General features: G+C 61.3%; 21 protein-coding genes and 1 pseudogene. 11 read left to right on the forward strand and 11 right to left on the reverse strand.

Annotation, left to right across the window (positions count from 1 at the left end; all coding sequences use genetic code 11):
* Window positions 1-19: 19 nt before the first annotated feature.
* From ACQKOE_RS05760 to ACQKOE_RS05770, 3 genes are all read right to left on the reverse strand, one after another.
* Window positions 20-874: a DNA/RNA helicase domain-containing protein gene (locus tag ACQKOE_RS05760; protein ID WP_427511927.1), complete on the reverse strand. Its 855-nt coding sequence runs from the start codon at window positions 872-874 to the stop codon at window positions 20-22.
* The gene (locus ACQKOE_RS05765; protein ID WP_427511928.1) at window positions 850-1,962 is read right to left on the reverse strand and encodes a DNA/RNA helicase domain-containing protein; all 1,113 of its coding nucleotides are present in this window, start codon (window positions 1,960-1,962) and stop codon (window positions 850-852) included. The genes ACQKOE_RS05760 and ACQKOE_RS05765 overlap by 25 nt, the downstream gene beginning before the upstream one ends.
* Window positions 1,963-2,207: 245 nt before the next feature.
* Window positions 2,208-2,837, reverse strand: coding sequence for a hypothetical protein (locus ACQKOE_RS05770; protein WP_427511929.1), 630 nt, complete (start codon window positions 2,835-2,837; stop codon window positions 2,208-2,210).
* A gap of 611 nt (window positions 2,838-3,448) precedes the next feature.
* On the opposite strand from ACQKOE_RS05770, the gene ACQKOE_RS05775 reads away from it, so the two are divergent.
* A protein-coding gene (locus ACQKOE_RS05775) for an IS3 family transposase (protein WP_414690812.1) occupies window positions 3,449-4,635 on the forward strand; the annotation gives its coding sequence in 2 pieces (ribosomal slippage) (window positions 3,449-3,701 and window positions 3,701-4,635; 1,188 coding nt in all).
* Window positions 4,636-4,658: 23 nt separating this feature from the next.
* Here ACQKOE_RS05775 and ACQKOE_RS05780 read toward each other — a convergent pair.
* The 4 genes and pseudogenes from ACQKOE_RS05780 to ACQKOE_RS05795 all read right to left on the reverse strand — a co-directional run.
* Window positions 4,659-4,853 (reverse strand): annotated as a pseudogene (locus ACQKOE_RS05780) (transposase); the annotation flags it as partial.
* 633 nt (window positions 4,854-5,486) lie between these two features.
* A complete protein-coding gene (locus ACQKOE_RS05785; RefSeq protein WP_292970588.1) occupies window positions 5,487-7,016 on the reverse strand; it encodes a DHA2 family efflux MFS transporter permease subunit in 1,530 nt (509 codons plus the stop codon).
* Between the two features lie 6 nt (window positions 7,017-7,022).
* A complete protein-coding gene (locus tag ACQKOE_RS05790; protein WP_292970586.1) occupies window positions 7,023-8,168 on the reverse strand; it encodes an EmrA/EmrK family multidrug efflux transporter periplasmic adaptor subunit in 1,146 nt (381 codons plus the stop codon).
* Entirely contained in the window at window positions 8,165-9,652 is a 1,488-nt protein-coding gene (locus ACQKOE_RS05795) for an efflux transporter outer membrane subunit (protein WP_292998785.1), read from the reverse strand. Before ACQKOE_RS05795 ends, ACQKOE_RS05790 begins: the two co-directional genes overlap by 4 nt.
* Before the next feature lie 92 nt (window positions 9,653-9,744).
* Here ACQKOE_RS05795 and ACQKOE_RS05800 point away from each other — a divergent pair, with 92 nt between their 5' ends.
* Entirely contained in the window at window positions 9,745-10,209 is a 465-nt protein-coding gene (locus ACQKOE_RS05800; protein WP_169495421.1) for a MarR family winged helix-turn-helix transcriptional regulator, read from the forward strand.
* Window positions 10,210-10,237: 28 nt separating this feature from the next.
* Here ACQKOE_RS05800 and ACQKOE_RS05805 read toward each other — a convergent pair whose 3' ends face one another.
* The 4 genes from ACQKOE_RS05805 to ACQKOE_RS05820 are packed head-to-tail and all read right to left on the reverse strand — an operon-like array spanning window position 10,238 to window position 13,120.
* Window positions 10,238-10,630, reverse strand: coding sequence for a PaaI family thioesterase (locus tag ACQKOE_RS05805; protein ID WP_169495422.1), 393 nt, complete (start codon window positions 10,628-10,630; stop codon window positions 10,238-10,240).
* On the reverse strand, window positions 10,627-11,478 hold the full coding sequence (locus tag ACQKOE_RS05810) for an alpha/beta fold hydrolase (protein ID WP_427511930.1): 852 nt from the start codon (window positions 11,476-11,478) through the stop codon (window positions 10,627-10,629). The genes ACQKOE_RS05805 and ACQKOE_RS05810 overlap by 4 nt, the downstream gene beginning before the upstream one ends.
* 16 nt (window positions 11,479-11,494) lie before the next feature.
* Window positions 11,495-11,821, reverse strand: coding sequence for a 2Fe-2S iron-sulfur cluster-binding protein (locus ACQKOE_RS05815; RefSeq protein ID WP_100868275.1), 327 nt, complete (start codon window positions 11,819-11,821; stop codon window positions 11,495-11,497).
* A gap of 33 nt (window positions 11,822-11,854) precedes the next feature.
* Entirely contained in the window at window positions 11,855-13,120 is a 1,266-nt protein-coding gene (locus ACQKOE_RS05820; RefSeq protein ID WP_169495424.1) for a cytochrome P450, read from the reverse strand.
* Between the two features lie 276 nt (window positions 13,121-13,396).
* Between ACQKOE_RS05820 and ACQKOE_RS05825 the strand changes: the two genes are divergently transcribed.
* The 9 genes from ACQKOE_RS05825 to ACQKOE_RS05865 are packed head-to-tail and all read left to right on the forward strand — an operon-like array spanning window position 13,397 to window position 23,262.
* Window positions 13,397-14,098, forward strand: coding sequence for a FadR/GntR family transcriptional regulator (locus tag ACQKOE_RS05825; RefSeq protein WP_240960230.1), 702 nt, complete (start codon window positions 13,397-13,399; stop codon window positions 14,096-14,098).
* A 22-nt stretch (window positions 14,099-14,120) separates the two neighbouring features.
* Complete coding sequence (locus tag ACQKOE_RS05830; RefSeq protein ID WP_169495426.1) at window positions 14,121-15,260, forward strand: NAD(P)H-dependent flavin oxidoreductase; 1,140 nt, start codon at window positions 14,121-14,123, stop codon at window positions 15,258-15,260.
* A 15-nt stretch (window positions 15,261-15,275) separates the two neighbouring features.
* Window positions 15,276-16,073: a ubiquinone biosynthesis protein COQ4 gene (locus ACQKOE_RS05835; RefSeq protein WP_240960231.1), complete on the forward strand. Its 798-nt coding sequence runs from the start codon at window positions 15,276-15,278 to the stop codon at window positions 16,071-16,073.
* A complete protein-coding gene (locus tag ACQKOE_RS05840; protein ID WP_169495427.1) occupies window positions 16,070-17,242 on the forward strand; it encodes a thiolase C-terminal domain-containing protein in 1,173 nt (390 codons plus the stop codon). The genes ACQKOE_RS05835 and ACQKOE_RS05840 overlap by 4 nt, the downstream gene beginning before the upstream one ends.
* Entirely contained in the window at window positions 17,242-17,691 is a 450-nt protein-coding gene (locus ACQKOE_RS05845) for a Zn-ribbon domain-containing OB-fold protein (protein WP_206379278.1), read from the forward strand. Before ACQKOE_RS05840 ends, ACQKOE_RS05845 begins: the two co-directional genes overlap by 1 nt.
* A gap of 14 nt (window positions 17,692-17,705) precedes the next feature.
* Window positions 17,706-18,929, forward strand: a complete 1,224-nt coding sequence (locus ACQKOE_RS05850) for an acyl-CoA dehydrogenase family protein (protein ID WP_169495428.1) — start codon at window positions 17,706-17,708, stop codon at window positions 18,927-18,929.
* Entirely contained in the window at window positions 18,929-20,023 is a 1,095-nt protein-coding gene (locus ACQKOE_RS05855) for an acyl-CoA dehydrogenase family protein (RefSeq protein WP_169495429.1), read from the forward strand. Before ACQKOE_RS05850 ends, ACQKOE_RS05855 begins: the two co-directional genes overlap by 1 nt.
* 21 nt (window positions 20,024-20,044) lie before the next feature.
* Complete coding sequence (locus ACQKOE_RS05860) at window positions 20,045-21,658, forward strand: acyl-CoA synthetase (protein ID WP_169495430.1); 1,614 nt, start codon at window positions 20,045-20,047, stop codon at window positions 21,656-21,658.
* A complete protein-coding gene (locus tag ACQKOE_RS05865; RefSeq protein ID WP_292970569.1) occupies window positions 21,655-23,262 on the forward strand; it encodes a flavin-containing monooxygenase in 1,608 nt (535 codons plus the stop codon). Before ACQKOE_RS05860 ends, ACQKOE_RS05865 begins: the two co-directional genes overlap by 4 nt.
* Window positions 23,263-23,281: the final 19 nt, after the last annotated feature.

The following is a 23,281-nucleotide window of genomic DNA, read 5'->3' on the forward strand; positions in this document are numbered from 1 at the left end:
CAACTGGGCAATAGGGCAATCACATCACAAGCTCTTGAAAGCCGCAAGTCCGCAGGAAGTCATAGATTGCGTCATAGACCGCTGGCGGCCGGGTCGCGTCCTCAACGCTACCCTCAGGCAAAAACACTACCAGCCCCTGCCGTGCACGCGTCAGCAGCACTCGGTAGGAGTTGGCAATGTATACTTTTCGGGTTTCGTCATTGACTGCCTGCCAGCGCGTTCCCTTGAACTGTAGCGCCTCCCAGCCATTGGCACCTCGGCGGTAATTAGCGTCCCAGCACAGGCAGCCCCAATCCAGCTCAAGACCTTGAACGTCGAACTCCGTCGCGGCATCTTCCAGTGCATCGGAAGACCGAACATCGTCGGAGAGTGCTAAAAACCACTTTGCCGGCTCGATCTTCGCTTTGACGAAAACACCATATGGCTTGAGGCGAGCAGCATTAGACGACGCCAACAAACCCATGCGCTCTTGTCCGCGTCGCTTGCTGCGCAGCCATGCACGGGCAGCCTCCAGATCACGCGTTACAAAGAGCGGGTAACTCGGCAGCTCTTCTGAAACGCCGCGGGCAGCTTCAGCTTTTCCAGCAATCACATGGCCAACAAAATCCGAAAGACGCTCTGCACGAAAGGAGCGGATCGAGGTGGCAAGATGCAGGGCGGGCGCAGTGACTTCGTCCTGAATTCGGCAGGAATGCGTCAGCGTCAGGGGCACATGCACCTGCCAATGCGAGAAGGATCGCTCCAGCGCACGGAGCCATTCTTCAATACCCGCTTCACCGGTATTGATCTCTTGGCCGCCACCAACCAGGCAAATGATCGCGCACCAATCCTCGTGTCGGTCCATGACGCTCAGGAGAAATTCGGGTTCAGACATCGAGAACCCAATTTGCCCCTTCTTTTGCTGCATGAATTTTGACGTCTGCTCGACGTCCAGGCGCGCTGAGCTTCATCAAAGACCGCCACCTTCTCGATTGGGGCTGACCTCGAAGCCAATGCATCGTCACGAAAATGATGGATGTTCTGAATGAATGCGGCCGCGCGTCGGTCCTCTTGAACCTTTGAAGTCGACTGACCTGCATCTTTGGATTTGGCCACCGCATCCTGCGCCAGAGCTTCACGCAGGACATCTACCAACGGCCCGTTTCCAGACAAAAAAACGGCATGCTCATCGCTGTGCGCACGTTGACGGGCAGTTGCCAGATTAAGTCCCGCCAGCGTTTTTCCTGAACCGGGGACACCAGTGATAAAACAGATGATCTTGCGATGCTCGCGCTTAGCCGTCTCAATAGCCTGCGCCACATAATCTGCGGTATGCGTCAGATTTTCAGCGCCGGACTCTGAGCGAGAGATCTCCTCAACATTATGACCGCGGTAGAGTGCTTGCGCCGCCTCAACGATTGTTGGCGTTGGTCGATAACGCCCTGCCACCCAAGAATTCGGATCAATGGCCGGACGCTGCGCGTCGCTTCCTACCTTCAAGATGGTCGCAACCAATGATCCTGGATTTGAGCGCATTGGACGTGCAAGATTGTCGCTGTCCCATTGAACCGCCTGAGTTCCGTCAGCCATCGCCCCTGTCGCAACCAGGATTGGGACCACAGGTCGGTCGTGGCTGGTTTCATGGAAGTGCTTTAGGTCCAGACCATAGCCATAGACCTGATCCAGGCTGGAGCGATCGAACTGCCGTGCACCGAGTTTATACTCGACCACGAAAATGATGCCTGCATGGAGGATGATAAGATCTGCGCGCCGCCCCATCCTGGGTATCAGGAATTCCATGAAGAAGTGCGCATGGGGCAAATCGACTGCAAGCTGGCGTAGATGCTGGATTTGATATTCCCACGCCGCGGTCTGCGTCGGCTCGAGGGCGAAGGGAAGCTTCTTGGCGAGTTCGCCAAACAACGCACTGTCGCTCTCGTGCGGCACGCTTTCAGCTGCGATAGAAAGGTAAGCCCGGTCCATATGTGGCTAGCTGCCGTAATCGGCAGCGACTTGCAACGAAGTCACACACTTAACTCCTACTATACTGCAGGTTTTACGCATCTCACTCGGTCAAGTTTAGGCGCAAACAGTATCGATAGGGAAAAAGGTAAAAGCCGCAGGAATCTGCCATTTTTTCGACCTAAACCTTTTTGGACGAAGTTTAGGTGAAAAGAGACAAACGGCGATCTGAGACTGATTTTGGCGTTTTCGGCAGTCTGAGGAGTTTAGGCGGCCACGCAAAAAAGGCGCAGAACTGCGCCATTTCGAAGCCCCATTCGGGAGTTTTCTTTAATTTTCAATGGTATAGTGGCGGATCGACTGGTTATTCCCGTCCAACTATCGGAAGTTGGATTTGAAAGAGGCTCACGCTGCTCGAAAGCTCGGACATCGATTGCTCCATCATGGATACGATTCTTCCTCCTCTTGCCTGTTTTGGACTTTGAGGCGGACGGTTGCCGCTGGCCTACCGAAACGTGGCGCGCAGGATCACCAACATTACTTCGCGCAACAATCCTTTCGCGGATAGTGCGTAAACCGCCCGTCAAACGGTTCATTTCCGATATCTTGTTTGGGCCATTCAGAAGCTCGGCCAATTCAAGGATGGTCTCGGGGAGTCCAAGTCCATCAAACGACACTCGAACAGATTGGCCATAACCGGGTGCATCATTCTGAAAGACTTTACGTATATATGCGTACAGAGTCTCGTCCCCACGCTTTGGCACACCAGATATCGAAAGCCTGTTGATCAAGCCCTCAAGCTCTCTCACATTCTCGAAAGTAGCTATCACCGATCGATTGCGTTTGGTTTTTGCCCCAGTGGAGGGTGGAACTCCCACTGCCTGATCCTTAGCCATGCTCCCCCCCCCTCACTTAAGATGCGACAGAGACACCCTGCGATCTGCTGCAATCGACTATACCTCAAGTTTTCAGCATCTCACTCTTCAAGATTGCGCACAAACAGTATAGGTAGGACGGAGAGAAAAAAGCCGCGAAATCCGCCATTTTTCTGGCCTAAACCTTTTTGGACGCAGTTTAGGTGAAAAGAGATGAAAGCCGTTCTGAGACAGATTTTGGGGCTCTCGCCGGTCTGAACGGTTTAGGCGCCCATGCAAAAACGGCGCAGAACTGCCCGATTTGGAAGCCCCAATTGGTACTGTTCTTTAAATTTCAATTAGATAGTGGCGGAGAGGGTGTCCGCCCTGAATCTGTCATATAGTATTGATATTGCTCTGATAAAATGTTTCAAAAGCGCAATGGACCCACACTCAGACCCACACATCTAGATCGCTCAACATTGGTTTTGCGGACGAATTGAGCCGAAATCCATTTTATCATATGAAATATTATCATACCGAACGGTCTCCGCTAAATAGAAATGTCACTGTCGGGGACCCAGGGTGACGTGACCCCCTGATTTCCCTCCAAGATTGATTAGAGTCCGGCCCTTGAGAGAAGGAACGGACAGATGAAGCGACTACGATTTACAGAAGAGCAGATTATCGGGGTTCTGCGTGAGGCAGAGGCAGGCGCGAAGACGGCTGACCTGGCCCGCAAGCATGGCGTGTCGGAAGCGACGCTATACAACTGGAAGGCCAAGTATGGCGGCCTTGAGGTGTCGGAGGCGAAGCGGCTGCGGGCGCTCGAGGACGAGAACGGGCGGCTCAAGCGTCTGCTTGCCGACGCGATGCTGGACAACGCGGGTCTGAAGGATCTGCTGGCAAAAAAATGGTAACGCCTGCCGCCAAGCGGGAAGCGGTCGCGCATCTTCAGGCCCTGCTTGATGTCAGCGAGCGGCGGGCGTGCAGGGTCATCGATGCGGACCGGACAGTCATTCGCTACCAGTCGCGGCGCGATGATGGTGCTTTGCGCGAGAAGCTGCGGGAACTGGCGCATCAACGCCGCCGGTTCGGGTATCGGCGGTTGCACATCCTGCTGCGGCGCGAGGGGCTGACGATCAACCGCAAGAAGACCCAGCGGCTGTACCGCGAGGAAGGCTTGACCGTGCGGCGACGCAAAGGGCGCAAACGCGCGGTTGGTGCACGGGTGCCAGCTCCCGTTTCGGCGCTACCCAACCAGCGCTGGAGCCTGGACTTCGTGCATGATCAGATGATCACCGGTCGCCGGTTCCGGGTGCTCAACGTCGTCGATGATGTGACGCGCGAGTGCCTGGCGGCGGTTCCCGACACCTCGATCTCGGGCAAGCGGGTGGTGCGCGAACTGGCCGAGCTGATCGCGGTGCGGGGCAAGCCCGGTATGATCGTCAGCGACAACGGAACCGAGCTGACCTCGAACGCGGTGCTCGAATGGTGCGGCGATGCCAAGGTCGAATGGCATTACACGACGCCGGGCAAGCCGACCCAGAACGCGTTCGTCGAGAGATTTAACGGGCGGATGCGCGACGAGCTGCTCAATGAGACACTGTTCACTTCGCTGGCCCATGCCCGCGAGAAGATCACTGCATGGGCCGACGATTACAACACCGACCGACCGCACTCCTCACTCGGATACGCCACCCCGGCGGCCTTCGCCGCCGACCTCAAAAAGCAAGGGGCTGCTGCGCTCCGCATAGCCGGAGGCTACGCTACGCAGCCCCTTGCTTCACCCGCGCAACCGCGCAACAACGATGCCGAGGCTTTAATCGCAACTGGATGAAAGTTGGGGGTCACGTCACAGGTGTAATACAAGCTCTGCGCGATGCCTTCCTTGCGGCACAGCTCAGCAATGCTGTCCTCGCCGCGCAGCCCATCGAGCACGATGCGGATCTTGTCTTCGGCCGAGAAATGGCGACGGGTCTGCCGCCGAATGTCCTTCACGACCCGCTCAGCAGGAGCCTTTACCGGCGATTTTTTCAAGGAGTGTTGGGACTTCATCTTCGTTCCTTCGTCACTACGACGAAGCCCCAACACTCCTTAAATCACAACGTCAAATCTGTGCCATTGGTGCTGACGGGGGACACTGGCCACGTCTGCAACTGGCTCGGGGGGAAGCTCTAAGGGGCTTGGATCAGCTGCATTGCCGTCTTTCAGCCTAAGCTGGGAGAAGTCCTCGACGGCCACTTCACGTGCATGGGACTGAAGCCCGAGCACAGCGGTGGCTGCAAAAATTATGAAACGCTTCACGTCACGCCTTTCGATGGCGTGCTGTGCAGATGGGGTTGCGCGAAACCCAATTTAGGCGCGCCCCTTTACTACTGTCAATCCAGCCGACAAGCCGACGACTAACTACGCAATGGAAATCTACGACTACGGCCCATCAGTAACCGGTTGGGTGTGCGAACTGCAATCAGAAGCCGCATAATGGCCAAGCATGCAGACTCTCTACGTTAGCAGGACAGGGTTGCGAAAGTCTCCAAATTGACGGTTGCTTGCCTTGATACAATCGACATCGCGCTCTTGCACGATTGGCGTAGTTGGAACGCAGCGCTTTCGGCTCTGCCAAGGGGGAGTCTTCTGTCGGCTCTGGTGACGACCCTGGAACGGAAGACATTGCAGCCGCGCACTGGATCAGTGCCCCAGCGGCATCCCGCCCGATCTAGTCGGGCGTGGAGCGAGCCAGATGAGAGCGGCGGCGAAGAGCAGGATGGCGCTGGTGGCCCAGAAGGTATGGATGAGCGCCAGGGTTGTCGCTTCGAGATCGACCATGTTGCTGAGAATCTGCCGCACCTGATCGGGCGGAAACCCGAGTCCGGTCAAGCTATCCTGCACGGCTTCCGGTTGCATCGCTCCGACGGCATCGCTCCGCGCCAGGCGCTGCGTGTCGGCCCAGTAGGAGAGCGTTATCGAGGTCGCTACCGCCGTTGCGATGGTCCGCATAAAGCTCTGAAGGCCGGCAGCCGACGCCACTTCATTGTCATCGACGGTGTTGAGGGTGAGCGACATGAGCGGAAGCATCATGAAGGTCACCCCCAAGCCCTGAACCAACTGCAGAATGCTGAGAGTCCAGAAATCGGCGTCCGTCGTCCAGGTCGTTCGGACGAGCGTCGTCGCCGCAATCCAGGCGATACCGCCCGAGACCAACAGGCGGGGGTCGAGGCGACTCATCAAGAAGGCCGCCAGTGGCGCTGTAAACAGTGCGCCGGTGGCGGAGAAAGATGACGACAATCCCGCTGAAGTCGCCGGGAATCCGAGCCAGGCCTGTTGCCACTGGGGGACAATGACAAAACCCGCGAAATAGCCAGCAAATGCGAGCGACAGCACTGTCAGGCTGACGCTGAACCCCCGGTGTCTGAACACCCGCAAATCGACAATCGGGTGATCTTCGCCTAGCTCCCAGATAACGAAGAGCAGAAGACAGACAAAGGAGGTGATCGATAGCGCGACGATCATCGGATCGGCGAACCAGTCATGGTTGCGGCCAAGGTCCAGCACGAGTTGCAGGCAACCCACCCAAAGGACCAGCAGGGCGAGTCCGATGAAATCGATGGGCTGGGTCTGCCGATCGGTTTCGACGGGCTTCAGCAACACGATACCCACGCCAATACAAAGGATCGCAACGGGCACGTTGATCAGGAATATCCAATGCCAGCTGTAGTTCTCGGTAAGGTAGCCTCCGATCATCGGGCCAAGAGCTGGCCCCATCAACAGTGTGACAGCCCACATGCCCAAAGCCATGTTGCGCTTTTCCGGCGGAAAGACCTTCAGGAGCAGCGTCTGCGACAAGGGCATCAGGAACGCGCCGAAGATCCCCTGGCCGATCCGGCATGCAACCAGCATCCCCATTGTGATTGAAATACCGCACAAGAAGGAAAGAATGCCGAAGCCGACCATGCTGACGACGAAGGTGCGCACCGAACCGAAGCGTCCCGCGATCCACCCGGTCAAGGGAACGCAGATCGCTTCAGCTACCGCGTAAGAGGTGATGATCCAGGCCCCTTGCTCAAGCGTGATCCCGAGGCTGCCAGCGACATGCGGGATCGAGACATTGGCGATGGTCAGGTCGAGAATGACCATGAAATTGGCCAGCGCCAGCACCAGCCCGGCGGCCAATTGCCGCGACGGGGCAATGCCAGCGCTTTCGGGTTTGGCGCTACTCATCGTGCCTTACCTTCGAGAAACATCGATCTCGACTTCCATCGACAGCCCGACGCGCAAGGGATGTTTCCGTAGCTCGGCAGGATCGAGTTCGATCCGCACCGGGAGACGCTGGACAGTCTTGATCCAGTTGCCGGTGGCGTTCTGGGCCGGAATAACCGCCATTGACGATCCGGTTCCGCCAGCAAAGCCGGTGATCTTGCCATGATAAACAACGTCGCCACCGTAAAGGTCCGAGGTCAGAGTGACGGGCATGCCGATGCGGACGCGGCGCAGCTGGCTCTCCCTGAAGTTCGCATCGACATAGAGCTTGTCGACCGGGACGATGGTCATGATGATCTGTCCTGGGTTCAGTCGTTGCCCGACCTGAATTTGCAGACGGCTCACCACCCCCGAAACGGGCGCCCGGATTTCGGTGCGTTCAAGATCGAGCCGCGCCGAGTCGAGCCGCGCCGCGGCAGCTTGCACAGCGGGATCGGTGTCGATGTTTGAGCCGCGCACCAGTGCATCGTTGGCCGCGAACTGGCCCTGGGCAACGCGGCGGGCCGAACTGACCTCCGATATCCCACCGCGAGCGGCATCGAGTGCAGCGCTGGCGGTGGCAAAGGTCCTACGTGCTTGGGTGACTTCTTCGCCAGACACGGCTCCGCTGGCAACCAGTGTCTCGCGACGCTGAAGATCGATCCTGGCCTTGTCGAACTCGGCCTGGGCGCTGCGCAATCGCGCCTGCGCTTGGACAATAGCCGCGCTCGACGTGTCGATCTGCGCCGACAGGGCACCGTTGGTCGCAACCGCCTGACCGAAACGGCGGCGGGCAGCGGCGAGGTCGGCCTGGGCCTGCGCTACGGCAATCTTCGCATTGGCCTGGTCGAGCCGGACCAGCACGTCCCCTGCCTTCACCTGCTGCGTATCTTCTACTAGAACCTCGATCGCCGATCCCGCGACCAGCGGCGTGACCTGTGCGATCTGTGCATTCACATAGGCGTTATCGGTGCCGACATGGTTTCGCGTAACCAGCAGGTACCATGCAGCCCAGGCAAGACCCACCACTCCAAGAGCGATCGCCAGCCGCTTTAGCCACTTTCTGCGCGTTCCCTTGCGCGCAGCGGAGAGTTCGGGATCGATCGCTGGCAATTCGGTTGCTGGTTCGGTCATTGGCCTGTCTGTCCTGTTGGCCGGGCGGCGGCGGTATCGAAGCCGCCACCCAACGCCCGGATCATCGCGAGCGTCGCGCCCCTTTCGTATGTCTCAAGCCCAATCACCACGAGCCGCAGGTCATGGACGCTGCGTTCGTTGGCGAGTACGTCGAGATAGCTGGAAAGGCCCGCCTCGTAGCGACGACGGACCAATGCCAGGGCGTCCTCGCTGGCGGTCAGCGCAGTTCGGGCAGCTGCAAGCCTCTTGTCCGCGGCGTCGCGCTGGGTGACAGCATCAGCGACCTGCTGAAAAGCGGTGACCACCGTCTGGTTGTAGTTCGCGACTGCCTCGTCATAGGCCGCCCAGGCGCCGCCGTATTGCGCCTTGAGGGCACCGCCCTGAAAGATTGGCAGGCTGATTGCGGGGCCGACGTTGCCGAACAGCGACCCGGAATCGACCAGATTGCCGAGCCCCAGCGCCTGCAAGCCGACCAGCGCCCTGAGGTTGATCGAAGGAAAGAAGCCGGCGCGCGCGACCTTTACCTTGCTTGCCGCCGCTTCGACCCGTTCGCGCGCCGCGACGATGTCGGGACGGCGGCCCAGCAGATCGGTATTGATGCCCGCCGGAACTCCAGAAGGAGTGGAGGGTGCAAGCGGCGGGCGGGTGATCGATTGACCGCGGTCCGGCCCGGCACCGACCAGCGCGGCAAGCTGGTTGCGGCGGAAACCGATGTTCTCGGAGATCGCCGCGAGGTCCTGTTCGGCGAGGGCGACTTCGGCATCGGCGCGGCGCAGGCTCGCCAGGTTGTCGAGCCCGCTGCCGTGGCGCTGGGCGACAAGGTCTCGCGTCGACCGGCGATTGGCGAGTATCGACGCAGCATTGTCGTATTCGCGGTAGAATCGGCCCAGTTCGGCATAGGCGGCGGTGATCGCGACCGACAGCACGAGCCGGGCTTGCGCGGCATCGACCACCGCCGCGCGGGCCTCCGAGGTCGCCGCTGCATGGGCGGCGCGGTTGCGCCCCCACAGGTCTAGGTCGAATCCGAATGTCAGCGAGGCCTGACCGTAGTCTTTCCAGCCATCGGGCAGGAATTGCGCGGGGAGGCCGTTGTTACCGCTTTGACGCCGCAAGCCCCCTTCCGCCTCGGCACCAAGCGATGGCAGTCGTGCGGCTCCAGCCCTTTGCGCTTCGGATTCGGCCCGCTTGATCCGGGCTACGGCCACAGCGACCTGGGGCGAGTTGGCAAGACCTTCCTCGATCAGCGCGGTCAACTGCGGATCGCCGGCCAGACGCCACCATTGATCTGGCGGCCAGGCGGTGTTGCCGCGCGCGGCGAGTGTCTGCGATACCTCGATTGTATCGGGGGTGTGCATCGCGGGCCGAACCCCAGCATCGGGGACCGCAACGCAGGCGACCAGCATCAACGGCAGAGCGATGCCAGCCACGCGCATGGTATGGCTTGTCTTCGACTTGGGTTTTGGTTGCTCGGTAGATAGGGTCACGGCGCGTCGATAGCAGGTAGTAAAAATATTTACAATCTGTCTTGCAACAATAATGCTTTAAACGATCACGTAGATGCGCTATCAGATGTCGCATGTCTGACGCGGCGCAGCACGAACGGTTTGTTACCGAAGCGGATGAGTTGATATTCCTGATCGAGGAGGTTCCCCGCCGACTCAGGCGCATGTTTACGGTTTCGATGGCCGCGTTCGACATGACCACTCCGCAATGGCGGGCGCTGTCGTATATCATGCGCACGCCCGGCTTGAACCAGACCATGCTCGCGCGACAACTGGATCTCGAACGGGCTTCAGTGGGCCATATCGTCGATCAGCTCGAAGCGGCAGGCCTTGCTGAACGTCGCGCGGCCGGGGGAGACCGGCGGGTTTGGACCTTGCACCCCTTGCCGAAAGCAATCGAAATCCTCCCCTCGGTGCGTAAGGCCGCCGATCGACTATATCTGGAATTGCTCCGCAACGTCCCCCTTGAGGACATCGACCAAATGCGCTCCACGCTCTCCAGGATGGTAGCCAATATCAGTGGTCTAGACCCGGACTGAAGTCGGTTTGGGCTGGCAACAATGCCCGTTACATATTGTAGGCCCCGCGACCGCTGGCGACCAGCGTCCCGGCCTCGTCGTGAATGCGCACGTCGGCAACGCTTAGCGATTTCCCGGCCTTGATCAGCCGCCCTTCGGCATGAAGCGTCTGGCGGCTCGCTGCCCGATGGTAATCGACCCTCAGGTCGGCTGTGGATTTGCACATGTTTCCTGAGGCCAGGACTGCATAGAATCCCGTCAGATCGATCAACGAGGCGAGAATTCCACCGTGCATCGACGGGAGCGTGGGGTTGGAGATCATCTCGTCCCGCCATGGCATTTCGATCAGGATGTGCTCTGCGTCAGCTTCGACCATCCGCAAGTTCAGCCAGCGGTGAAACGGCGCGACCAGCAGGGCGCGGTTGAGCTCTTCCAGCGTCATGCAATCGTCTCCGGTTCGGACTGGCTTTCGAGGAATTCGATGATGGCCCTGCTGAACACGTCGTTGTCGTCGCCGACAACCATATGTCCAGCGCCCGAGACGTCGGTGAAGCGCGCGCCAGGCACCATCGCGCAGAACCGCTTCGCAGCCTCCATGGAAATCAGGTCGCTCGATCCGCCCCGCACCAGGTGGACCGGTAGCGAGAGGACGCTTGCCGCCGCCTGGGCTTGGGCATAGTCCTGTTCGCGCCGCCCGGTCATCCCGCTCAGAAAGCCGGGATCCCAATGCCAACGATAACGCTGGTCCGGGTCGAGACGGAGATAGCTCTTCAGGCCCTCGCTGGCGCCGCGCTTCTCGCGGTTCGGCATATAGTCCGCGATCGCCTCTGCGGCTTCGTCGTATGACGCGAAGCCGCGCTCCACATGGGCGTTCATGAAGCCGACAATTCGTGAAACACCCTCCGGGTCCATATCCGGAGTGACATCGACCAGCGTCAGCGACTCAAAGCTACCCGGTCGCACCGCCCCTTCCGCCACCAGCGCCGCCAATCCGCCAAGCGATGCGCCGATGACATGCGGCCGCTGGTTCAGCTTGTCGCAGACCGCGAGGATATCCTTGCCGAAATCGGCAAAGCGGTATCTACCGGGGGTGGCCCAGCCACTCTCGCCATGACCGCGCATGTCGATCGCCACCGAGCGATAGCCGTGCTCCGCCAATTGCTGCATCGTCTTGCGCCAGGTGCGCCGGGTTTGCCCTCCGCCATGCGCCAGTAATACGGACGGCCGACCATGACCATCGCCGACAAGGCTTGCCGCGATGGAGATGCCGCCGCTTCCGTCAAACGTCATGTGCATGGCGTCTTGCTCAGTGCTGAAGCTCGGGCAGATGCAGCACCAGCCCATCGAGTTCGGGGACCATCGGAATCTGGCACGCGAGGCGGCTGGTTTCGGTCGTTCCCTCGGCAAACTGGATCAGATCGCTCTCCATGCCGCCTTCTTCCGGCGGCCCGACCCGATCCATCCAGGCCTGATCGACATGGACATGGCACGTGGCGCAGGCACAGACCCCGCCGCAATCGCCATCGATCCCCGGTACACTGTTGAACAGGGCGGCTTCACGGGCGCTGAGGCCCTCGTCTATTTCAACCGACCGACGTGTGCCGTCGGCGGAAACAAAAGTTACGTTGATCATATGGAAGTTCCGTATTTGTAACGAGCCAAGCCTTCAGTGCGCGTGAAGTTTCACCGGCAGCCGGGTAATCCCGCGCACCAGATTGGACAGCAGCCGCTCCGGCTCGCCAACAACTTCGACGAAGCGAAAGCGCTTGAGGATCTCTTCCCAGATGATCCGCAGTTGCAATTCGGCCAGACGGTTGCCCATGCAGCGGTGGATGCCGAACCCGAAGGAGAGGTGGTGGCGCGGATTTTCGCGATCGATGATGAATTGGTCGGCCCGGTCGATCACGGTTTCGTCGCGGTTGCCCGAGAGATACCACATCACCACCTTGTCGCCTTTCCTGATCTGCTTTCCGCCAATTTCGGCGTCTTCCAGCGCGGTACGGCGCATGTGCGTCAGCGGGGTCTGCCAGCGGATGATCTCGGGAATCATGCTGGAAACGAGCGCCGGATTGTCCCGCAATTTCTGATATTCGCCCGGGTTCTGGTTGAGCGCCAGGACCCCGCCACTGATCGAATTGCGGGTGGTGTCGTTGCCGCCGACAATCAGCAGCAGCAGGTTGCCGAGAAATTCGAGGAACGGCATGTCGCGGGTTGCGGGCGAATGCGCCATCATCGAGATCAGGTCATTGCCGCCGGGCTTGTCGATCCGTTCGTCCCACAGGCCCTTGAAATACATCGCACACTGGATGAGTTCCTCGCGGCGCTGTTCGAACGATTCGACGATGCCGGTTTCCGGTGACGCGGTGGTGACGTCCGACCAGCGGGTCAGCTTGGCGCGCTCGTCCCAGGGGAAATCGAAGATCGTCGCAAGCGTCATGGTGGTAAGTTCGACCGACACCAGCTTTACCCAGTCGATCTCCTCGCCGACCGGCAGCGAATCGAGGATCGCGCCCGCCCGTTCGCGGATGATCGGCTCAAGCAGAAGCAGGTTCGATGGTGCAACCACCGGGCTTACCGCCTTGCGCTGCTGGTCGTGCTTGGGCTGATCCATCGCGATGAACATTTCGAGCTCGAGCGCGCCCTCGACGCTGTGCATGTCCTGGACCGAAATCCCACCGAGCTTGGCTTCCGACGAGAAGACCTTGTGGTTGGTGTCGACCGCTATGATGTCGTTGAACTTGGTCACCGACCAATAGGGCCCGAACCGGCTTTCTGCACAGTAGTGGACCGGATCCTCGCGCCGAAGCCGGGTGAAATATTCCCCCACGGTGTCATTCTGGAAGAGGTAGGGATTGGCGACATTGATCTCGTGCAGCGGGATCGAATCGACGGAAGCGTAGAGGACTTTTTCCTGAGTTGCCGAAGTTGCCATGGAACAGACCTTTCTCAATGGCGTCACCTAGGGCCGAAAGGGCCATTCTGTCAATAAAGATTATCAGCTTTAATCCGCCAACTCGGGGAGGTGCCAGGTCGGGATCGCTTACGATTACCGAAATGCCGAGTTTTCGACAGGTTTCAGGGCGCCAACGTTTTTCCGCAGGAGATGCTAGACACGGTGATCGATTAATGCTTATACGTTTTTATGGCTTCTGTTCCACATCGATCTCCGGACGACAACGCGGTGCCCGCAGGCAAGGCAAAGCGCGCCTTGCAGGTCGCGCAGGCCATCGTGTCCGATATCCAGCTCAACGCCCGTGAGGCCGGAGACCGCCTCCCGCAAGAGGAGGATATGCTGGCGCGTTACGAAGTCGCGCGCGCAACCTTGCGCGAGGCGCTCAGGTTTCTTGAGCTGCAGGGGGTGATCCAGTTGCAACTGGGCCGCGGCGGCGGACCGGTTGTGTCGCGGCCGCAGACGCGCGATTTTGCCAGCTCTCTGTCGCTCATCCTGCAATTCATGGATACCGATCTGCGGGCCCTGCTCGAACTGCGCGAAGCGATCGCGCCCGATATGGCGGCCAAGGCTGCGGCGCGGGCGACCAACGCAGATCTCGCCGCATTGAGCGATTGCTACGCCCAACTCGAACGCGACCGCGAAACCGCTGGGTTCGAGGAAACCAACCGGCGCTTTCACGATTTGCTGGGCTGGGCCAGCGGCAACCCGACCTTCGGATTGCTTACATCGGCACTGCATTTGCTGACCCGCGATCTTGCCATGGAATTGGGTTATTCCGCGCAGGAACGGGCCGGCCAATTGCGCTGCCTCGCGCGGGTACTGAACGCGGTGCGCCTGCGCGATGCCGATGGTGCACGCCGACACATGGAGCGGCTGGTCAAGGGATCGTCCGAATATCTCGCGGCTCGCAGCCCCGAGCTCGTTACGCAAAAGGTCAGATGGGGAGACCCAGGCTAGGCCGGCACTTCTGGAGAGGACGATGGCACTGAACAGCCGAATTTGCGGGATGCTCAAGATCGAGCATCCGATCCTGCTGGCCGGTATGGGCGGCGCGAGCGTGCCCCGGCTGGCCGCTGCGGTTTCCAACGCCGGTGGGCTAGGTGTGCTGGGCGCGGCGGCATGCTCGCCCGAACGCTTGCGCAGCTGGATTCGCGAGACCCGCGCGCTAACCGACAAGCCGTTCGGGGTCGATACCTTACTGCCCGCTTCTGTCCGCCGGGGCAAGGCACCTGAAACCGGGGCGGCTCCTACGGATCCGATGGCGGTGTTCGGCGAGTATCAACAATTCGCCCGCGATTTCATGGCACGTGAAGGACTGGGCGAAGTCGATTCCGCTGCGGCGATGCGCGCCGCCGCCGGGGCGGAAAGCGAAGGTGGTCCGCCGCTGTTCTCGAAGGAGTTCTTCGAAGCGCAGATGGAGGTGGTGATCGAGGAAAAGGTGCCCGTCTATGCGGCCGGACTGGGCAATCCCGGACCGTGGATGGATCGCCTGCACGCCAACGGCACGATCGTGATGGCGGTGGTGGGCAAGGTCAAACACGCCTTGCAGGTGGTAGAGTCCGGGATCGATATGATCGTCGCCCAGGGTCACGATGGCGGCGGCCACAATTCGCCGATCGGGACGATTTCGCTGATTCCCCAGGTGGTCGACGCCGTGGGGGACCGGGTCCCGGTGCTGGGTGCCGGCGGCATCAGCGACGGGCGCGGAGTGGCAGCGGTCTTCATGCTCGGTGCCGAGGGTGCCTGGGTGGGAACGGCCTTCCTCGCGACCGAAGAAGCCGGAATCGAGGATTTCCAGAAGCAAGCCATTGCCGAGGGCGGTGACGGCGACACGGTGGTCAGTCGCTCGATCACCGGCAAGCCAGCCCGGATGATCGCCAACAAATGGGCCAGTGCATGGATCGAAGCGGGCAAGGAGCCGCTGCCCATGCCTTACCAGTCGATGATTGCTGGCCCGGTCATGGCGGCGGCGATCCGCGACAAGCGGATGGATGTGCTTCCCGGGTTTGCGGGACAGGGCATCGGTTTGATCAAGTCGGTTCGCCCCGCCGCCGCGGTGATGCGCGATCTGGTGGCCGACGCCGAAAAGGCCTTGGCCGGAGCCAAGCGATTTGGGTGAGGAAGCCGCATCGAAATGGCAAGCGAGGCGAAGATGAAGGGACAGGAACTGAAGCGCCGCATCCGCCCAGGAGAAGCGCTCTCGGCGGTAAAGGTTCTACTCCGCGACAAGGAAGATACCGCACAGGTATTCAGGATTGTCGAGGCCTTGGCTGGAAACAGCTATTATCGCCATTTCAGGCGGTTTGCGGGATCCGAAGGCGGGAGGCGCATCCTGGCCAGCCGGAGCAATCTGCTCGATCGCCTGCGCGACCGCGAACGGTTGGCGCGCTGCCCGAAGGGGAGCCTGGGACAGCAATATCTGGCCTTTGTCTATGGCGAAGGCCTGAGCGCTGAAGGGCTGGTTGAGGCGAGCGAGGAGGGTGGTGTCCGGACCTTTGTCGATCCCGATGTCGCCCTGTTCCGCAACCGGATGAGGGATTCGCACGATCTCTATCACGTTGTCACCGGTTACGGGCGAGATGGGCTGGGCGAAATTTGCGTGCTGACCTTTGGCAACGCCCAGTTCCACAACCACGGCATCGGCTTTCTGCTGCTGCTCGGACTGCTCAAATCAAGACGTGAGCATCCCGGATTACCGGTACTGGGCCCGATGATCGAGGCTTGGCGGCGCGGGCGTGCGGCCAAGAACTTTCCCGAAATACAGTGGGAAGAACTGCTGGATCGTCCGCTCGAAGAGGTTCGCGCGTCGCTCAGTTTGGCTCCCGCGCCGCGATACAGAAGGGCCGAACCCGAGTCCAAACGGATCGAGGTCGAATTCCAGGTCCGCCGCGAACTCGCCATGCAACGACAAAGAGACCTGGAACCGGCATGACCTTTTCCGACAAGACAGCTATCACCGGGGTTGGCGAGACTGATTTCGTCAAGGGCACTGAACGCACCGCCGTCGACATGATGCTGGAGGCTGCGCGCAAGGCGATTGCCGATGCCGGGCTCAAGCCTTCGGACATCGACGGCATGGTGCCGCCGCCGATCTATACCACCAGCGAGGAGCTGGCCGCCAATCTCGGGATCGACGTGCTGCGCTATGCGGCGACGGTGCACATGGGCGGCGCCAGCCCGACCACCGCGCTGCAGAACGCCGCGATGGCGATATCCGCCGGGCTGTGCGATCACGTGCTGGTCACGCTGGGTTGGAACGGCTTTTCGGCGCTGCGGCCCAAACCGGGCGCGCCGCCGACCCGGTCGATGAACATGAACACCCTGACAAACACCATCCAGGGGTACTACATTCCTTACGGCGTATTCCTGCCGGTGCAGATGTACGCCTGGCTGGCGATGCGGCATTCGCAGCTTTATGGGGTGGGGCCGGAAGCAACCGCCGCCATCGCCCTGGCTTGCCGCAAGCACGCCCAGCTCAATCCCAAGGCGTTCACCTACGGGAAGCCGCTGGACCGTGAGACCTATCATGCGGCGCGGTGGATTTCGGAACCGTTCCGGCTTTACGATTGCTGTCTCGAAACCGACGGGGCCTGTGCGGTGGTGGTCTCACGGCTCGATCGCGCGCGCGACCTGCGGCACGTTCCGGTGACGATCGCGGGCGCTGCCGAAGGCCATCCTTATCCCGCCGATGATATTCCGTCCCGGCCCGATCCGTTCAAGATCGGCCTGTCCTATGCCGCGCCCAAGGCTTTCGAGATGGCCGGGGTGTCGCGTAGCAACATGGATTTCCTCCAGGTCTACGATTGCTTTACCTACGTGGTGCTGCTCCAGCTTGAGGCGATGGGCTATTGCGAGCCGGGCGGCGCGCTCGATTTCGTCAAGGATGGCCAGATCGAGCTTGGCGGGAACTTTCCGCTCAACACGCACGGCGGCCTGCTCAGCGAAGCCCACGTCTGGGGGCTCAACCACGTGGTCGAAGCGGTGCGCCAGCTGCGGCACGACTGCGGCGAGCGGCAGGTCGAAGGGGCGCAGACCGGGCTGGTCACCGGCTGGGGCGATCTGGGTGACGGCAGTGTTGCCATCTTGCGGAGGTTTGGCTGATGGACGAAGATCTTTCTCCCAAGGCGCGCGCCGCGGCCGCCGCTGCGCCGGCCAAGCCGCGGCCTCGCCCGCAAGACCCGGTCGAGCAGGAATTCTGGAAGCGGTGCCAGGATGGGCACCTCTACTTCCAGAAATGCGGGGGTTGCGGTTCGTGGCGGCACTTGCCGCGCTACATGTGCGCGCGTTGCGGCTCGCCTGACTTTGCGTGGGAACAAAGCTCGGGCAAGGGCACGGTGTTTTCGTGGACCGTGGTGCATCAGGCGCTGCACCCCGCCTTCGCGGCGGACATTCCCTATGTCGCCGCAGTGGTCGAGCTCGACGAGGGGGTCCGCATGGCCACGCGGCTGATCGATTGCCCGATCGACGCTGTCCGGCTCGACCTGCCGGTGGCACTCGCGTTCGAAACCATCGGGGAAGACTTTCGCTTGCCCGTCTTCCGGCCGGCCTGAAAGGACGCTGTGCAATGGACCTGAGTTATGGCCCCGAGTATGAGACGTTCCGCGAAGAGGTGCGCGACTTCATCGCCGTCAATCGCCATCTCGCACCAAAGAATGCCGGTCGTGCGGCCCGCCCGTCGAATGAAGGCGTGGCCTGGCAGAAGCTGCTGATCGAGCATGGCTACACCGCGCGCACCATTCCGCGCGAATACGGCGGGTTCGGGGCCGAGCCCGACATTCTCAAGTCCCGGATCATCGCCGAGGAGTTTGCGCGCGCCGGTGTGCCCGGCGGACTCGCCAACCAGGGCATTTCGATGCTGGTGCCGACCTTGCTCGAACTTGGCACCGAAGAGCAGAAGAGGCGCTGGATCGAACCGACTTTGGCCGGCGATGTGGTGTGGTGCCAGGGCTATTCCGAACCCGGATCGGGATCGGACCTCGCCAGTCTCAAGACCAGCGCCCGGGTTGAAGGCGGCGACTTCGTCGTCAACGGCCAGAAGATCTGGACCAGCACCGCCAAGGAAGCGGACATGATCTTCTGCCTGGTGCGGACCGAAGGGGACGCAGCCAAGCACCAGGGGATCAGCTATCTGATCTTCCCGATGACCACGCCGGGGATCGAAGTCCGCCCGCTCAGGACCATGACCGGCCATGCCGAATTCAACGAAACCTTCTTCACCGATGTGCGCGTGCCGGTCGATCAGATCGTCGGCCAGCGCGGGCAAGGCTGGTTCGTCGCCAACGCCACGCTCGGGCACGAACGCGGGATGCTGGGCGATCCCGACGCACTCGAAAACCGGCTGCTCGCGCTGATCGAACTGATGAAGGTGGAACAGGTCGGCGGTGCACGGGTGATCGACCTTCCGGCCCTTCGCGACCGGCTGGTGGCGCTCCAGGCCGAAGTCGCGGCGATGAAGTACAACGGGATGCGGATCCTATCGAACCAGATCAAGGGCGAGCCGGGCGGCATGGCCAAGCTGATCGTCAAGCTCCAGGCCTGCGAGCTGGCCCACCAGATTTCCGCTTTGGCGATCGACGCGCTGGGCGAATTGGGAATCCTCTACAACGGCAGCGCCCACGAGCGCGCAAACGGCAGCTGGCAATGGAACTACATGTTCCAGCTTGGCCTGATCATCGGCGGCGGAACCGCCCAGATCCAGAAGAACATCATTTCGGAGCGCGGCCTCAACATGCCGCGCGAGCCGCGCCTGGACCTGCCCAAAGGCCCGTCCGCGCAAGGAGGGCAGTGATGGATTTCGGACTTTCGCAGGAACAGCAGATGCTGGCAGAAAGCGTTACGCGGCTGCTGCGCGAACTCTCTCCGCTCGATCATGTCAGGCAAGTGGCCGAAGCCGGCAGCGCGGTTAGCGCGCAAAGCCAGGCCGCGCTGGCCGAATTGGGGCTACCCGGGCTGGTGGTGCCGGAGGCCCATGGCGGCCTTGGCATGGGACTGCTCGATGCAACGGTCGTTGCTACGGCGCTGGGGGAAGCGGTGGCGCCGGTGCCGTTCGCCGCTCGCAACGTGATGGCGCCGCTCGCGCTGATCGCGGCCGGATCCGAGGCGCAGCAGGCCCAATGGTTGCCGCGCATTGCAGCTGGCGAGGTGCGTTTCGGCGTCGGGGTGAATGAGCAGGTCTCCCGCCGCGATGGTTCGGGCGTGCGTTGCACCGGTGGCGCGCTGACTGGCACGGCGCTGTTCGTGCTCGATTGCGAGGAGGCCGATCACTTCATGATCGCCGACGAAGCCGGTCGGCTGCACATCGTATCGGCGCAGGCAGACGGGTTGGAGCTGATTGCCCTCAAGACGATCGACGCGACGCGCTCGGTCGGCGAACTGCGGCTTGCGTCGACCCCGGCGGAAGCCCTGGCCGACGACGGCGGTGCGGCGGCGCGGCGACTGATTGCCGCAGGCCGCATCCTGCTCGCGGCGGACAGCCTAGGTGCGGCGGATGCGATGATCGCCCAGGCGGTTGCCTATGCCGGGCAGCGCGAGCAGTTCGGGCGGGTGATCGGCAGCTTCCAGGCGGTCAAGCACATGTGCGCTGAAATGGCCGCGAAGAACGAGCCGTGCCGGTCGCTGGTGTGGTATGCGGCCCATGCGTTTGACGCGGTCCCAGCCGAAGCGGAACTGGTCGCTTGCCATGCCAAGTCGCACACCGGCGAAGTAGGCCGGTTTGTCGCCCGGACCGCAACCGAGGTGCACGGCGGCATGGGCTTCACCGACCTGTTAGGGCTGCATTACTGGTTCAAGCGGATCGGTTTCGACCGGCAGGTACTGGGCGGACCCGAAACGGTCCGGGAAGAGGCGGCGATACTGCAAGGCTGGACCGCAAGAGGGGTCTGACTAAGCGAGAGGACAGTTCCAATGGCAAAGTGGAATCTTGGCGACATACTGGACGCGATCGAGCCTGCCCTTCCCGCAGATACACCGGCCCTGATCCACGGCACGCGTGTCGTCACCTGGGCGGAAATGGGCGCGCGGTCGAACAATATCGCGCGCTTCCTTACGGCGAACGGCATTTTGCCCGGAACCAAGGTCGCGTTCTACATGCGCAACCGCCCTGAATACGGCGAACTGATGGCGGCTTGCTTCAAAGGCCGGTTCACCCATGTGAACATCAACTATCGCTACCGCCCCGAGGAGGTGTTCTACATCTTCGACGATTCCGACAGCGAGGCCATTTTCTACAGCGCCGAATTCCGCGATTGCATAGTCGAACTGAAGGACCGGCTGACCAAGGCCAAGCTTTTCGTCGAAATCGGCGATGCGGCGGCAAAGGCCCCGCTTGCGCTTGCCTATGAAGATCTCGCGGCATCGGGCGACGGTTCGCCGCTGGGGATCGAGCGGTCGCCGCACGATGAACTGTTCATCTACACCGGCGGGACGACCGGCATGCCCAAGGGTGTGGTCTGGCGCCACACCGATATGCGCGAAGCCCAGCTCGATGCGCAGCGCATGCTCGCGCCTGTGCCGGACAGCCTCGACGAAGCCGTCGCCATGATCCGCGCCGAAGGCCCGGGTCGGATGACTCTGCCAGCCTGCCCGATGATGCACGGGACGGGCTTCATCACGGCGATCGGGACGCTCGCCTCGGGTGGTTGCCTTGTCACGCTGGACAATCCCTCGCTCGACGCGGTCGAGTTGTGGGAAGCGGTCGAACGCAACAAGGTGCAGTCGATCGCGATCGTCGGCGATGCCTTCGCCAAACCGATGCTCAAAGCCCTCGATGATAACCCTGGCGGTTTCGATACCTCAAGCCTGATCACCATCGTCTCGTCGGGGGTGATGTGGAGCAAGGAGGTCAAGCAGGGCTTGATTGGGCATATTCCGCAAGTGGCCCTGATGGACAGCTTCGGCGCTTCGGAAGGGCTTGGTTTCGGGCGCTCGATTACGACTGCCGCCGGGACCACCGAGACGGCGAAGTTCACCATCGGCGGTTTCTGTGACGTGTTCGACGAGAACGACCAACTGGTCCGCCCAGGCACCGGCACACCGGGTTTTATCGCCCTCAAGGGGCCGATCCCACTGGCCTATTACAAGGATCCCGAAAAATCGGCACGGACTTTCAAGACCATCAACGGAGTCCGCTACTCGATCCCCGGGGACTGGTGCACGGTCGAGGCCGATGGCAGCCTGACCCTGCTCGGCCGGGGCAGCGTATGCATCAACACCGCTGGCGAAAAGGTCTATCCCGAAGAGGTCGAGGAAGTACTCAAGACTCATCCGGCTATCGAGGATGCGCTGGTCGTGGGGGTCGCCGATGAGAAGTGGGGCCAGGCGGTGACCGCAGTGGTTCACCTTACCGCGGGCGAGACGCTCGATGAACCGGCCGTCAAGGAGCATGTCCGCAGCAAACTGGCGGGCTACAAGACCCCCAAGGCCGTGTTCGCTACCGCGATGGCGTTGCGTGCGCCCAACGGCAAGGCCGACTACAAGGGCGCGGCAGACCTTGCCGCCAAGCTGAGCGCCGCCCAATGAGCGCACCCGATCCAGACTGCGACGCACTGATCATCGGGGCGGGATTCAGCGGAATCTATCTGCTCCACCGGCTGCGTCAGGCCGGGTTTCGCACAAGGTTGATCGACGCCGCCGCCGAACCCGGCGGGATCTGGTACTGGAACTGTTATCCCGGTGCCCGGGTCGATTCGCACGTCCCGATCTACGAATTCTCGCTGCCCGAGTTGTGGCGGGACTGGACCTGGAGCGAACGGTTTCCCGGCGGCGGAGAGCTGCGACGATATTTCCGCTACGTGTGCGAAAAGCTGGAGCTCTGGCCCGACATGGACATGGGGACGCGGGTGTCTGGTGCCCGCTTCGATGCCGAAAGCGATGTCTGGCGTGTCGATACGGCGCAAGGCCAGCAGATCAGCGCCCGCTTCCTGCTGCCTTGTGCCGGTTTTGCCGCCAAATGCTATACTCCGGACATTGCCGGCCTGGAAACGTTTGCGGGTGAACGGCACCATACCGCGCATTGGCCTCAGGACGGCCTTCCGTTGGCCGGGAAGCGGGTGGCGATCATCGGCACCGGGGCGAGCGGCGTGCAAGTTGCGCAGGAAGCCGCGCGCGACGCCGCGCAGCTGACCCTGTTCCAGCGCACCCCGATCCTGGCTCTGCCGATGCAGCAGCAGCCGCTGAGCCTTGAGCAGCAAGCGCAGGAAAAGGCTGCCTATCCCACGATCTTTGCCAGACGGCAGACCTCGAACGGCGGCTTCGATGCCGATCGAATGGAAATCAGCGCGCTCGACGTCGATGCAGTCGAACGTATCGCAACTTTCGAACGTCTATGGCGAGCCGGCGGCCTGCGGTTCTGGTACAACAATTTCGCCGATCTGCTGACCGACGAACGCGCCAACCGCTTCGCCTACGATTTCTGGCGCGAGAAGGTCCGCGCGCGGATTGCCGATCCCTTGCTTCACGAGGCATTGGCGCCGATGGAACCTCCGCATCCCTTCGGCACGAAACGACCCTCGCTCGAACAGAACTATTACGAGATATTCGCACAGGACAATGTGTCGCTGGTCGATCTCAAGCGCGATCCGATCGAACGTGTGGTCCCCAGCGGTATCGAGACCGCAAGCGGCCTGATCGAATGCGACATCATCGTATTCGCCACGGGGTTCGATGCCGGCAGCGGCGGGCTGATCGACATGAATCTGCTCGGCACCGAAGGCTTTAACCTGGGTGACGCGTGGAAGGACGGGGTCCGCGCCTATCTGGGCAATTCCGTTTCCGGGTTCCCCAATATGCTGTTCCACTACGGCCCGCTGAGTCCATCCGGCTTTTCCAATGGTCCGACCGCGGCCGAGCTGCAGGGCGACTGGACGACTGATTTCCTGGCTCACCTGAGGAGCGAGGGGATAACACGGTTCGAGCCCGATCCGGCAGCGGAGCGCGAATGGACCGACATGGTCGAACAGATCGGTGCGATGACGCTCTTTCCCAAAGCCAAGTCCTGGTACATGGGCGATAACATTCCAGGCAAGAAGCGCCAGCTGATCAACTTCCCGAGCGTATCAACCTACGCCCAGATCTGTGCCGACGTTGCCGCAAATGGCTATCGCGGCTTCGGTCTCGTTTCTTGAACATTCTGATCGGAAAATA

Origin of the sequence: Novosphingobium sp. NPDC080210, from assembly GCF_050281025.1 — a bacterium.
GTDB lineage: Bacteria > Pseudomonadota > Alphaproteobacteria > Sphingomonadales > Sphingomonadaceae > Novosphingobium.